This window comes from Lysinibacillus sp. RS10 (assembly GCF_041956855.1).
Classification (GTDB): Bacteria; Bacillota; Bacilli; order Bacillales_A; family Planococcaceae; genus Lysinibacillus; species Lysinibacillus xylanilyticus_A.
Window position 1 is genome coordinate 3,274,985 of record NZ_CP167122.1, and the last position, 14,036, is coordinate 3,289,020.

Here is a 14,036-nt window from a genome sequence, read left to right on the forward strand (position 1 = left end):
TGGGCCCCCTAACCTTCTTTTGCCACAAGACCTACTCCACTTGCCTTGTAATGCAATATTTTTTGAATGACTGTTCCTAAATAAGCACCTGCCTCTAACGGCGGGATACCACCTTTATGGATGTTCGAAACGACCATTCGATCAGCTTCCACTGTGCCTATCCTTGGTTGATAGCATATATAGGCACTCATTGACTCAGCTGATACAAGTCCAGGACGCTCACCGATTAAATACACGATGACCTCTGCTTGTAAAAGCTCGCCAATCTCATCCATGAGAGCAACACGCCCTTTATCAATATAGAAAGTAGTACCTATTTCAATATTTAAATTGCTAAGACTTTGCTGTAACGCTAAATAAACATCTTGCACATTTTCTTCAATCGCACTTGCACTTAATCCGTTAGAAATAATGATTTGTACTTTAGGATTTATTTGGCATTTTGATTGAATAAGTGCCTTCGATTCATCTGATAAACGGCGACCTAAATCCGGTCTAGTAATGTATTCTTCCTTATCTGTCACTTTAGTTGTTACTTGAAAGACGTTAAGCTTTTGTAATAGCCCTTCTGTCACTTCTCCATATACTGCATCTACTGCTGCTGCATGATCGAGGCGGAATTTTAGCCAAGTTTTTGTTTTTGGTCTTGTCCCAGCTCTCCCAACACCTATTCTTGCTGGTGTATGTTTTTTAGCAGCTTGGACACTTTCAGACACTTCGTCGTCTTCAAATTTAAATTCTGTGATAGGTACTGAAGTATAAGTCGATTCATCATTACTTGCGCTGTAATATGATTGTTCATGATTACTTGATTCAGTATGATAAAGCTTAATTAATGGTTCATTTGATTGTTCAATTGTGCTCGGGCTTACTACTTCATCAGCATAATTAGTATTAGCTACCGTATTGTGAAACTTAATAAGTGTTTCCTTTTGGTTTTCTGTTGCCACAGCTGTTTCTGGTGAAGATTTAACTGACGTATCTTTACTCATCTTTTCCATTACGAGCTGTGTGATCATCGAAACTAGTTGTTCATTCAATGGATTCACCTACCTTTCAAATATCGATAAATCGCCAGCTCTTGCAGATAGACGACCATTTTCATAAATGCCCATTTTTTCTAACCATACTAGATACTCAGGAGCTGGTTTTTTACCAAACGTTTGAAGTAATGTTGCGACATCATGGAAGCTCATTGACTGATAGTTCAGCATGATATCGTCGCCCATAGCTGCAGCGATAATAAAGTTGACACCCGCTGCTGTTAGCAAAACACTTAAATCTTCAATATCATTTTGGTCTGCCTTAATATGGTTTGTGTAACAAATATCCACACCCATTGGGAGACCGTGCATTTTACCCATGAAATGATCTTCAAGGCCAGCACGTATTACCTGTTTGTTATTGTATAAATACTCAGGTCCAATAAAGCCAACAACGGTGTTCACGATATATGGATTAAAATGTCTTGCAAACCCATAATTTCGAGATTCAAGTGTCACCTGATCAATCCCCATATGAGCCTCTGCTGAAAGCTCTGAGCCTTGACCTGTTTCGAAGTAGAATAAATTCGGGCCAGTACCTGTTCCTTGTTTTTTTACAAGTTCCTCTGCTTCTCTGATTAAATCTGCAGAAATACCGAATGAACGGTTGGCAATTTCAGTCCCCGCTATACTTTGGAAAATCATATCGGCTGGTGCACCTTGTTTAATAGCCTTCATCTGGGTTGTAATATGTGCTAATACACAGTTTTGTGTAGGAATCGACCAATCATTGATAAACTCCTTTGTCGCATGCAATACTTTTTTCACACTTTCAACGGAATCATCTACTGGGTTAATACCAATAACTGCATCACCAATACCATAGGACAATCCTTCTTTTAACGAAGCAATAATACCGTCAATATTGTCTGTTGGATGATTCGGCTGTAATCTCGAGGAAAGTGTACCCTTTTGTCCAATCGTAATATTGCAAGTTGACAGTATTTCAACTTTATTAGCAGCATGTACGAGATCTAAGTTGGACATCAGCTTTGTAACTGCCGCAATAATTTCTGAATTCATGCCCTTGCTTAACCGTTTTAATTCCCGGTCGCCTGTTTCATTGGATAAAATATATTCTCTTAGCTGCTCGATACTCCAGTTTTTTATTTCTCCATAAATTTGCTCATTAATATCACCTTCAATAATGCGTGACACTTCATCATTTTCTTGAGGAACTAATGGATTTTCTCTTATATCTTTCACTAACAGCTCGCTTAAAACAGCCTTTGCTGCAATTCGCTGCTGTACAGATTCAGCTGCAATGCCAGCTAGCTGATCACCTGATTTTTCTTCATTGGCTTTGGCCATTACATCTTTTAATGAATTAAAATTATATTTTTCTCCACCAAATATCACCGATAATTTCACATTCATCCTCCTTACTTTGAGTGGAAAGCAAGTGTTTTTACAACGACTGGGACTACACCAGATGGTAGTACTTCCCCAATGTCAATATAATCACCCGTTTCTACTTTGATTTGATCGATGCAAATAATGTGAACAGTTGGATTCAGTGCTTGAATCGTTTGTCCAATAACCTTTGCATAATCTGATTGAATGACTATGATAATTGGTATTTCCTTGGAGCTTCTCGTCGCTAAGTGCTGCAAAATGGCCTTACTTAATGTGTGGACATCTTGAAAACTTAAATATGGTAACTGACTAAAATAGAGTGCAAATGGAGAGCGATTCTCTTGTGTAGAAAATAAAGCATCGGCTCGTTCTACAGCTGTCTTTATCGTATAGTCGAACTTATTTTTGTCCGTGTCCATATAGCAATTGAAAACAGGCACATTTTTTAAAGGTAATACATCCGCATCTACCTGGATTGTTGCACCACTAATTTCAGTTATTTGGGTACCTGCACCCGTCACTGTTGCCCGGGCTGTTTCCTCTGGCTTTAGCCATAAAAAGGATTGCAATTGCTCGTGCTGTAAAAGGTTTTTTGCTAATCTTTCGCCGATATCATCATACTGGCGTTTTGTGCAATCATTTTCATAAATACAGGCTGCTACTCCACCAGAAAAGACGACTGCTTCAACTGGTTTATCCCAAGTTGGCAAATGCCCTAACAATAACGGATGCTCTTCATCTGTTAATTGTCCACTTAGCGTCATCGCTAATGTCGCCACCATTTCTTGGATAAGTTGTGTGACACGAGCATCCTCTGCTGAATCACCAACTTTTAATGGGTTTGACCATTTTTCCATAAGTTTCATAATCGGTGGTGAAATCGAATGGACAATTCCATTCTGAAATTCTATTAGTCTTCCACCGACATGCAATGTACACGTACCAATTACTTCTCCGAACTGCATGACCGCAATATTTGCTGTTCCACCGCCGATATCGATATTGGCAATTACTTTGGCAGTATTTTTAGACTGTTGTACGGTACCTGCACCCTTTGCGGCAATGATGCCTTCCAAATCGGGACCAGCAGTGGCCACTAAAAAGTGGCCGGCTGTATCTGCAATCGCATGAACAACCTCGCTGGCATTTTCCTTTGTTGCAGATTCACCTGTAATAATAATGGCACCCGTTGATATGTCTGCTGGTGCAATTTGGGCTAATTGGTATTGCTGAAAAATAAATTGTTCAATTTTTTCCATATCGATTATTTCTTTATTGATAAACGGTGTTTTAATAATAGGACTTTGATGTAGTACCGTTTTTTCAATAATTTCTATCCGCGGCACATGTGTTACACCAGCAACATTTTTCAACAGAAAACTACTCACAACCATTTTTGTTGTACTTGTACCAATATCAATGCCTGCACTATAAATTTTTTCTGTCTTCAATTTACTCCTCCCTCTCCCCACTAATGGCTATACATGAGATAAGGACTATCACGATCCATCACAAATTGACGAATTTCTTCGTCAGACTTGAGCTGAATAAGTGGCGCAATAAACTCAATACCAAGCTTTTGCCACGAAGAGGTTTTCACAATAGGACCATGTGTCATGACATTTTGTAATAATGCTGTTGCTCTTTCTACATCTGCAAGAGGTGCATCAATTTTTGTAATGACACCAATTTGAATTTTCGGAATTCCTAAGCTAAATTGCGGAGGAAAAACACTCTTTGCTGACGTGGCATCCTGCAAATAAATCACATGTGTCACTTCAAGCGATGTTGCCATAATGTTTCTGTAATACATCGGATTTTCTATATATTCTCCAGGTGTATCAACAATCCAGTCATCATAAACGAGTGCCTGTGTTTTATTGGCTTGTCCATCTTTCCCTAATAATGCATTCATTAGTGTCGACTTCCCTGCTTGAACACCACCTACGATCATTACTCGATTTTTCATATGGCACATCCTATGACTTAGTTATTTTTGATGGCGTATAGCCTAGCATCTCTGATAAAAAACGATTAATTTCTAACATCGCCATTTCAACCTCTGACACACTGCCAACAATAACGAGACTGCCAGTAAAGCGATCTAAAAATCCTAGTCTTACATTGGCCGCCTTTGTTGCTAAATCTCCTGCGATAATAACTGTTTCACTCGGTGTACATGTCATGATGCCAAGTGCACCCGCTTCTTGAATGCCTAGCTTTTGAAACATATCAGGGTCAGGATTGGCTATTATATGGCTCAATGTTAGTTGCTTACCGGGCACAAACTCCTGAATAAACCGTTTCTTCTCTTCACTCACACGTCATCACCTCTTTTAGGTTTATTTAATTAAGACTTTTGATCCGTCAGATATTCACCTTCTTTAATAATGCCTGCCTCGCGATCCTCTTGTTCTAGCCTTAAAGCTGTTGGAACAGATAACTTATAGGCTAAAATAATAGCGATCACACCAGCTAAAAACTTACCAGCAATAACAGGTAAAATAATTGTCGGCTGGAAATTCGCTGTAAAGGATAAATGATCTCCTAGAAGGAATGCTGAACAAACACCAAAGGCAATGTTAATAACCTTATCTTTCGGTGGCATATGTCGAACGAGTGTAAACATGGCCAAAATATTAGCAATTGTCGCTAAAAGACCTGCGCTTCCTACTGACGATAAGCCTAATTTTTTACCTACTGCTTCTAGAGGTTTTGATGCATATTTTCTTATCAAATACACCATTGGGAATGCACCCGCTAGCATAATACCGATATATCCAGCCGTTTCTAATGCACGGAATTGATCGACTTTATCTGCCATGATTGGATCAAAGCCCCATGCACCAAAGACCTTTGTAAAAATACCTGTGAAAATTTCTACAATCGAGAACACTAGCACAAGCTTGATAGCAGCATCCATCACACGTCCAAAAATCATGAAGCCTTTGATCATGCCATTTGGAATTAGCTTGAGACCTAACGCAATTAACACGACGAAAATAAATAAAGGCAATAAATTTATTAATATTTGTAAAACTGAAATGGCAAAAACATATGTTGGTTCCGCTGTTGTACTAATCACATCACGAACCTCTGTATTAAACGTCACAATCATGATGGAAGAAATAAATGCGCCAATCGGAATTGTTAAAACACCCGCCATAATACCTAAAGCCATATATTTATGATCACGCTTATCTAACATGGCAAGACCCATTGGAATAGAGAAGACGATTGTTGCACCAGACATAAATCCGACAACTAGAGCCATGACCCATCCTTCATAGGACTCTTTTAACGCATTTGCTAATTGATATCCTCCCATGTCCGAAGCTAAAATTGTCGTTGCCGCAATGGCAGGATCAGCACCAATCAACTCAAAAATTGGACTAATAAAATGACTTATAAACCACGTTAAGTAAGGTATAGCTGCCATGATCCCTGCAGCAGGTACAAAAATATGTCCAACCGTATGAATACCATTCATAAACTCTTTACCGATACCATACTCAGCATCCCGAATCGCTCCGATTGCCCCTAAAACTGCACAAATCATAATAATATAAACGATTACCGTTCCTATCATTGCCATCCTACTCACCACCCCTTTATTTTTTATCTTTCTATATGAAAAAAGACGCATTAAAGAGAAAATCTCTTTAAAGCGTCTTTGCTTCAACTATTTACTTGTAAAGTATTGATAATGCGCCTTGCAATAAGCACCATTTCCTGTTGAGTCTGCATACTCTCACTTCGAATTTTTTTATAAGCTTCGTCCTCACTAAGATTCTCTGACTGCATCAGCAAACCTTTTGCGCGTTCGATTATTTTTCGCTTTTCTAATTCTGTTTGTTTATGCAGCAAATCCCCGTTAAGACGGTTGAACTTATCAATTTGATGAAAAGCTACTTCCAACGCTGGAAGGACATTTTTTTCAGAAAACGGTTTCATAACATAGCCTAAAATATTGTCCTGCTTCATGTATAGTAACAATTCTTTTTCACTATAAGCTGAAATAAATAGTACCGGTATACCGACCTGTTGTTCGATAATTTTACTTGCCTTTAATCCATCCAGCTTCGGCATTTTAATATCCATTAAGATTAACTGAGGCTTATGTGTAAAAGCCAACTCAATTGCTGTTTCTCCATTATTCGCTTGTGCTACCACTTCGTAGCCATTATCTTCTAACATTAACTTCAAATCAAGCGCAATTAGTGACTCATCTTCGACAATCATAACTTTCCTAGTCATTTAGGATAAATACCTCCTCACTTACAGAAAACTGAATTTGAGTATGTGTACCTTTTTCACTAGGGATAATTGTAAATGTACCAGCTAAATCATATTCAACAAGCCTTGTAATAATCTCCATTCCAAATGATGCCTTCACCTCTTGCATTCCAACGCCGTTGTCAGAAATATCAAGTGAAATAGTGGACGCATCCTGCTGAAATTGTATTTCGATTGTTCCCTCCTCACGACCAGTAAAAGCATATTTCAATGCATTTTGCAGTAGCTCACAAATGATTAACGCGAGCGACACAGCTTTTTTAGCATGACAAAATAGTTGTACATTATCGTGAAGAAAGGTTAATTGAATAGATGCTGTGTTGGATGTCCCAACCATTTTATGTCCAATTTTTTTAGACAACGCGATAACGTCTACTTTCTCTTCAGCGTTATCCTCATTTTCTAAAATAAGTTCATAGACGGATGAAATACTATATATTCGATTTAATGCTTCTTGAAAAGCACTTGCATTCGAAGCTGACAAATCATTTCGCATTTGCAAACGTAATAAGCTTGTAACTGTCTGTAAATTATTTTTCACACGGTGGTGAATTTCTCTTATTGCAAAAGTTTTCATCATTAGTTCATTTTCTTTTAGCTTAAGCTCTGTAAGATCATGAATCATGAGAAGTGTCACTTTATCGTTTTGATCACGAATAGGAATTTTCTTTACAATAAAGGATTTACGATCAATCGTAATTTCTAAGAAAAAGACATCATCGCCCTTATCATAGACTTCCTGTAAAAAAGGTAAAATCTTATTCAATGGAACGTTGTCAAAACATTCTAGCCCCGATAGCTCTGATATAAATCGGTAACCTGCAGGATTGCTATAGATGACTTTGTTTTCATGATTTGTGAGAATAATTGATTCTACTAACAAATCAGAAACGACTGGAATCGGTTGAGAATTGTGCTCTACGCTATGCTCAATTAACGCAAATGGCATATTCCGAAAATCATCTTTAGGTGTTGTTTGCATCTCTACCTTTTTTTCCTGTATTAACACTGCAATGACCTGTTGTTGATCATTAAGGAGAGGGATAACGTTTTGTTCAACAGTTATTCCTTCCTGTGTGATTGCTCTAGTAATTGACGATTTTTCTTTATGTTTAAAAGAAGCAAATACTGCTGGTTCAAAGCTTTCAAATACAAATTTACCAATTACGGATTTTTCGTATAAGCTCTTTTCTTTTTTTGGGAATGCCTCTGCCACAACAATTGCATGCGGTAAGTTTTCCAACATACAATCTATGAACATATAACAATCTGTCAACTCAGCATAATACGTTAGTGTAGCTTCTATTTCTATTAACTTTTCTATATCTGTTGTAGATAAGTTCGTATATTTTCTACACAATGATTGAATGTTCGACAGGTTCAAACCCCCTATCACCGAATAATCAGAATTGAATTATTCTTAAAATTTCTTGTCATCATTATAAACCTTTTGTAAAATCATTTTCAATATAAAAAATAATTTATTTTAATAATTTCCGTTGCATTACAAAGAACTATATAGCTTAAAAGAGAAATATTCAACACTTTTTTCAAGCTCATCTACATTTTACGACAAAATTATTATTTCAATATAATCAAAAAGCGAGTTTGCAATGAATGCAAACTCGCTTTTAATTACTTAATTTCTGGTGTGACAGCTAATATATTTTCAAATGTTTCACGTTGTTTTGCTTCTTCTTCATTTAACAAGATATGAATATCTCCATGGTCGTTTGAAGTACGAATTAATCGCCCCATTCCTTGCTGCAAACGAAGCTGCATAAATGGTAATTCAACTTCTTCATATGGATTTTCTGCAAACGTACGTTTCGCATCAAATAATGGATCATGCGGTGGGAAAGGTAAGTCGTATATAATAACACGTGTTAATGCCTCCTCAGGCAAATCAAGACCTTCCCATAAATGATAGGAACATAATGTTTTGACTGTGCCTTCTTGGAAATCACGAACGATTCCTGATAGTTCACGGTCCCCCTCAAATGCTACATACATTCGCTCCATAAGAGGTAACTCCGCTTTGAAATCTAACATTGCTTGTTTTGATTTAAATAAAATTAACGTTTTTTCACCATCACGTAATAGCTGTTGAACACGCGAAGTTTTGTCCTTTTGAGATAGCTCATGTAAATAAATTCGCATAACTTCTTCATAATCGAATGGCGATGGAACAGAAAACGATTGATAATTACGAATTCCTAAACTATAGGCAATGTATGAAAAATCTTTATTAACGGATAAAGTTGCTGAAGAAAATACAATCGGAAGCTTTTTAGAGAATAATTTTTCTGCTAAAACTTCTGTGATGAGACGAGGCATAATGACAAGCGTTTCTTCCCCATCCGTTTCCTCTAACCAATCTACAGCATCCCCTTGTGCTATGAAAATACGTAAAGATGCTTCGTATTGTTCTAAATATTCTTCCGCCATATTCAATTCATACTCTGGAATCATATACATTTCAGATTCAAAAACCAATTCTTCAAGTAATGTTTCCACATCATCAACAAGCTGCTTACCGTATTTTAACAGCGCCTTCGATTTATTAATACGTTTACGTTCTTCTTTAGAAACGACTAAATCATCTCGCAGCTGGTCAAAAAATAGCTCATGATCATCTTGTAATTTTTCCATCGCATATAGTGTACGTTCTCGTACCCCATCCACCATTAAACGTTCTAAAAGTCTAACAATTGTTGTCGCCTGTACTTTATACGTCATTGCTTTTTGTGCAGCATATTCTAATAAATGCCCTTCATCTAGCACCATCATTGATACTTCAGGCAATAGAGCTAATTGCCCTTCACGCTCACGAGACTCCTTTGTAGCTAAATGCTCCATTAAAAAGTCTTGCGAACAAATGATCAAGTCCGTCGATTTACGATAATGCGCACGGTGTAGCGTTTGCCCACATCGATTACGTAGATCACATACTGAACACTGCATAATCGAGTTATAGTTTACTTTTTGCCAATCTTCATCACTGACAGTTGGATAATTGCTGCGTTCACCATAAGGTTGTATCGCAATCATTGAACCCTGTGCATATACGCCATCAGGTATAGAAAACGCAATATCATCGATCCATTCATCAGTTTCTACTTTCTCTGCTTCCTCAAAGCGCTTTAAGCACAGATACTGATCTCTTGACTTTGCTAAGCGGACATCAATTTCAAGACCTAATGTTTTCTGTAATTTATAAATATCGCCGCCCTCTTTTACTAGCTGATCGATTAAGGTTTCATCAGCACATGCAATAAGGGCCGGTTTACCAGTATAGCGTGCATAGGATACAGCTGGTAGTAAGTAAGCAATTGTTTTCCCAGTTCCTACCCCTGCTTCTGCAAAAAGCACGTTTTTCTCTTTTAGGGCCTGCTCTATTTGATAGGCCATAAAGATTTGCTCGTCACGACATTCAAAGCCCTTTTCAGGTAATTCATCGTAAAGGACGTCCCCCATCCAGTCACCTAATGACTCAAAAAATGAGCGATCCTTTGATAATACAAATGGTAAAGATTTACGCAATTGACGTTCCCCCTCTAACTATCTGGTCCTATTATACGCGACGAAACGGAAGATAAGAAAAAATCTTATCTTCCGTTATCCTTCGTTAATCTCTTTTAGACTTTTGTCCCCAGTATTGGTAATAATTCGTTTCGATAAAACCATTAAATAATTTTCGTTTCTTCGTCGTTTGACGACCATACAATTCTTCAAAGTTTTTCATCGAGGACAGCATGTACACAGACCAAGTCGGATAGTTTTTCATGACTGTACCTAAATCACGAATCACTTGTTCTACGACTTCAACATCGCCAATACGTTCACCGTATGGTGGATTGCCGACCATGACACCATCTGTAAGCTGTGTCGTGAAATCACGTGCTTGCATTTGCTTGAACGTAATTATATCACCAAACCCAGCTTCTATTGCATTTTCTTGGGCAATACTTACCATTCGATGGTCAATATCAGACCCGATAATTTCCAGAGGTTGATCATAGTTCGCTAAGCTATCTGCTTCATCTCGTACTGCATCCCAAATTTTTGCCTTCATCCATGGCCAATCTTCTGAAATAAATTCACGGTTATAGCCTGGTGCAATATTTTGCCCAAGCATCGCTGCTTCTAATGTAATTGTTCCTGAACCACAGAATGGGTCAACGAACGGTCGATTCGGATTCCACTTTGAAATTTGTACAAGTGCCGCAGCTAATGTTTCTTTTAATGGTGCTTCACCCTGTGCTTGACGATAACCACGCTTATGCAAGCCTGCACCTGATGTATCAATGGTAAGTGTAGCCACATCTTTTAAAATTGAAACTTCAATCTTGTAGGTTGCACCGGATTCGTCCAAAAATCCTAAACGTTTATAATGCTGTTTCATGCGCTCTACAATTGCTTTTTTAGTAATTGCCTGGCAATCTGGTACACTAAATAATTTAGATTTGACAGACTTCCCTGATACCGGAAAAGCTGCATCAACTGGTAAGTATTTTTCCCAAGGTAGAGCTTTTACACTTTCAAACAACTGTTCAAAAGATTTGGCAGGAAACTGTCCTACAACAATTTTTACACGATCTGCTACACGTAACCATAAGTTTGTTCGTGCAATGGCCGTTTCATCACCTTCAAAATACACTTTGCCATTATCGACTGTTGTTTCATAGCCGAGTGCTTTTACCTCTTGTGCCACAATCGACTCTAAACCCATTGCAGCAGTTGCTACTAATTTATAGTTTGCCATACTCTAATTCCTTCCTTGATGCTCAATTTTCCAATACTCCATAAACTCAATGAGTTCGTGAAGCGGTAATGGTTTGCTGTAATAATAACCTTGGATTATATCACAGTTCATTTTACGTAGTATATCCACTTGTTGTGCATGTTCTACACCTTCAGCAACAACTTTCATTTTTAAACGATGCGACATTTGGATAATTGCATCCACTACTGCCTGTTTTTCATCGAGTGAGCCAATATGCTGAATAAAGCTTCGATCGATTTTTAAACAATCCAGTGGGAAGCGAACTAAATAACTAAGAGACGAATAGCCTGTCCCAAAATCGTCAATAGAAATTTTAAAGCCCATCTTTTTGAGTCTCACGAGCTTGCTAACCGTTTCATTTGCACTGTTCATCACAGTACGTTCTGTAACTTCTATTTCAAAATTGTTCGCAGGTGTGTTATAGCGCTCTAATATCGATTGAATAGATTCTAAAAAGTTTTGTTGCTTAAAGTGAATGCTAGAAATATTAATGGCAACTGGAATCTTGTAACCACATTGACGCATCTCAATAACTGCCTCGCAAGCTTTTTCTATAATCACTTCGCTTAATGGAATAATTAATCCTGTTTCCTCTGCATATGGGATAAATTCTACTGGAGAAACAAACCCTAGCCTTTCACTATTCCAACGAACAAGTGCCTCTACGCCTTGAATCTCTTCATTTTCCACAGAGATTTTAGGTTGGAAATGCAGCTCAAATTCCCGATTTTCTATTGCTCTCCGTAGTTCTGAATCTAATAATAAAACACGTTGAGAGTCAGTTTTCAATTCATCAAAATAAAACGCATAGCCGTTAAGGTCGTTCTTTTTGGAATAAGTCATTGCCTTGTCAGCACAACGAATCAATTGCTCCGTTGATTCTCCATCCGCTGGATACATGCTGACACCAACACTCGTAGAAATAAAAATATCCTGACCATTAATATCTAAAGGCTGTTCAATAGTCCCAATAATTAATTCAGCAAAGTTTGCGGCTTCTTTGTCATTTTTCACGTTTGTTAACGTAATAATAAACTCATCTCCGCCATTCCTTGCAATAATATCTTTATTTTTCAACAATGTTTTTAAGCGCTTAGCCACTTCTACTAGAATGGTATCTCCAACTGCATGTCCCAACGTATCATTAATTTGCTTAAATCGATCTAAATCTAAAAAATAGACTGCATGCTGTACTGAATGAGAAATAGTAGAAGTCGATTCTAATAGACTATCCATTCTTTCAATATAAGCAAATCGATTTGATACATCCGTTAATGAGTCAGTTAATAAACGCTTTTCCCGTTCATTTTCTACTATTTTTCTTTCAGACAAATCTGAGAAAATACCGCAGTAATTAGTAATTTCTCCCTCATCATTGGCTATACCGACAATCGTTAACCATTCGGGATATAAGTCTCCGGTTTTACGACGATTCCATATTTCTCCCTGCCAAATGCCTTTTTGTCGTATCTCTTGCCACATATCTAAATAAAATTGCAATTCATGTACACCAGATTGTAAAACCGCTGGCGATTTGCCAATCACTTCATCTCGCTTATAGCCAGTTACAAATTCAAAAGCAGGATTGACCATTTCTATTTTTTTATTTTTATTCGTAATCATGATGCCTTCAGATACATTTTCGAAGATTTTCGTTATTAAGGCAGTAGGATATTTGGAAATCGAATTTAGCCTTTCCAGACTATTCAATCCGTTCACTCCGTTCATGTTTCCGCTCCATCCTATCTCTCTTTACTACCCTCATTTTTTAGATAAGCGCATTTGCGCCTGTCTACTTGTAAGTAGACAAATATGTACATCGTTGCGATATCCGTTTTTTAGATGTTTATGTATCAATTATGCCTCGGCATAAAAAAATAACTTTAATCCGCATTTATCTCTCCATCGATGAAGGTGGGAGACTTCTGTACCTATCGCTTCGCTTTCGGTACAAAAAAACTTTGCTGAAAGAAGTTAAAATCGTAGCGACAGAGGCATGAACAACAGAGTATTGCCTTATTCTCAAACGTATATCGCGCATGTCTAAACATGATTGACAAGTAACTTTTTCTTAATGAATTCAAAATAAAAGCTCTCCACCAAATTGGAGAGCGCTTGTTATTTCATAGATAAGCATCAAAAAATTCCATAAGCCATGTTTTGTTCCCGAGTACTCAATCAGCTTGCGCCTCGTACGACCGGGTAGCAATCATCTATCTACAGAGCGAACTCTGTCCCTCTATCCGTTCAATTCCTTCTAGAGAGTGCCCCTACCATAATTTGGGTTTCTCACTCGTGGGGTTTACCTCGTTCCACCTTGCATGTTTCCAAGCAAGCTACGTCACTGTGGCACTTTCAGGAAGTTTCAACCATATCATTAAGACTTAGGTTTTCCTTCCGCCGTCAGCCATTACAGCTGCCTTACCTTATTTTTTCAGTAAGCACGAACACTACGGTCATCTCAGAACCGTGCGAGCATGGACTTTCCTCTACGACGTCAAGCGCCGCAGCGATTACTCGAATTTCATGATGATACGAATCATTATACTAGAGTT

At 37.8% G+C, this 14,036-nt stretch carries 11 protein-coding genes and 1 other RNA gene; all 12 read right to left on the reverse strand.

Annotation, left to right across the window (positions count from 1 at the left end):
• Window positions 1–8 precede the first annotated feature (8 nt).
• The gene (eutC, locus tag ACB089_RS16780; protein WP_374967411.1) at window positions 9–1,040 is read right to left on the reverse strand and encodes an ethanolamine ammonia-lyase subunit EutC; all 1,032 of its coding nucleotides are present in this window, start codon (window positions 1,038–1,040) and stop codon (window positions 9–11) included.
• Between the two features lie 9 nt (window positions 1,041–1,049).
• Window positions 1,050–2,420, reverse strand: a complete 1,371-nt coding sequence (locus ACB089_RS16785) for an ethanolamine ammonia-lyase subunit EutB (protein ID WP_374967412.1) — start codon at window positions 2,418–2,420, stop codon at window positions 1,050–1,052.
• Window positions 2,421–2,425: 5 nt separating this feature from the next.
• The gene (locus tag ACB089_RS16790; RefSeq protein ID WP_374967413.1) at window positions 2,426–3,850 is read right to left on the reverse strand and encodes an ethanolamine ammonia-lyase reactivating factor EutA; all 1,425 of its coding nucleotides are present in this window, start codon (window positions 3,848–3,850) and stop codon (window positions 2,426–2,428) included.
• A gap of 20 nt (window positions 3,851–3,870) precedes the next feature.
• Window positions 3,871–4,368 (reverse strand): EutP/PduV family microcompartment system protein, encoded by a 498-nt coding sequence (locus tag ACB089_RS16795; RefSeq protein ID WP_374967414.1) that lies wholly within the window; start codon window positions 4,366–4,368, stop codon window positions 3,871–3,873.
• A gap of 10 nt (window positions 4,369–4,378) precedes the next feature.
• The gene (gene eutS / locus ACB089_RS16800; RefSeq protein ID WP_368637350.1) at window positions 4,379–4,720 is read right to left on the reverse strand and encodes an ethanolamine utilization microcompartment protein EutS; all 342 of its coding nucleotides are present in this window, start codon (window positions 4,718–4,720) and stop codon (window positions 4,379–4,381) included.
• A 29-nt stretch (window positions 4,721–4,749) separates the two neighbouring features.
• A complete protein-coding gene (gene eutH / locus ACB089_RS16805) occupies window positions 4,750–5,994 on the reverse strand; it encodes an ethanolamine utilization protein EutH (RefSeq protein WP_374967415.1) in 1,245 nt (414 codons plus the stop codon).
• A gap of 83 nt (window positions 5,995–6,077) precedes the next feature.
• Window positions 6,078–6,656, reverse strand: coding sequence for an ANTAR domain-containing response regulator (locus tag ACB089_RS16810; protein WP_374967416.1), 579 nt, complete (start codon window positions 6,654–6,656; stop codon window positions 6,078–6,080).
• Window positions 6,649–8,079 (reverse strand): histidine kinase N-terminal domain-containing protein, encoded by a 1,431-nt coding sequence (locus ACB089_RS16815; RefSeq protein ID WP_374967417.1) that lies wholly within the window; start codon window positions 8,077–8,079, stop codon window positions 6,649–6,651. The genes ACB089_RS16810 and ACB089_RS16815 overlap by 8 nt, the downstream gene beginning before the upstream one ends.
• Window positions 8,080–8,330: 251 nt before the next feature.
• The gene (locus ACB089_RS16820; RefSeq protein WP_374967418.1) at window positions 8,331–10,238 is read right to left on the reverse strand and encodes an ATP-dependent DNA helicase; all 1,908 of its coding nucleotides are present in this window, start codon (window positions 10,236–10,238) and stop codon (window positions 8,331–8,333) included.
• Window positions 10,239–10,323: 85 nt separating this feature from the next.
• Window positions 10,324–11,460, reverse strand: coding sequence for a class I SAM-dependent RNA methyltransferase (locus ACB089_RS16825; RefSeq protein WP_368637345.1), 1,137 nt, complete (start codon window positions 11,458–11,460; stop codon window positions 10,324–10,326).
• A 3-nt stretch (window positions 11,461–11,463) separates the two neighbouring features.
• Window positions 11,464–13,209 (reverse strand): EAL domain-containing protein, encoded by a 1,746-nt coding sequence (locus ACB089_RS16830; protein WP_374967419.1) that lies wholly within the window; start codon window positions 13,207–13,209, stop codon window positions 11,464–11,466.
• A 416-nt stretch (window positions 13,210–13,625) separates the two neighbouring features.
• Window positions 13,626–14,006: RNase P RNA component class B (rnpB, locus tag ACB089_RS16835), an RNA gene on the reverse strand.
• Between the last annotated feature and the right edge of the window lie 30 nt (window positions 14,007–14,036).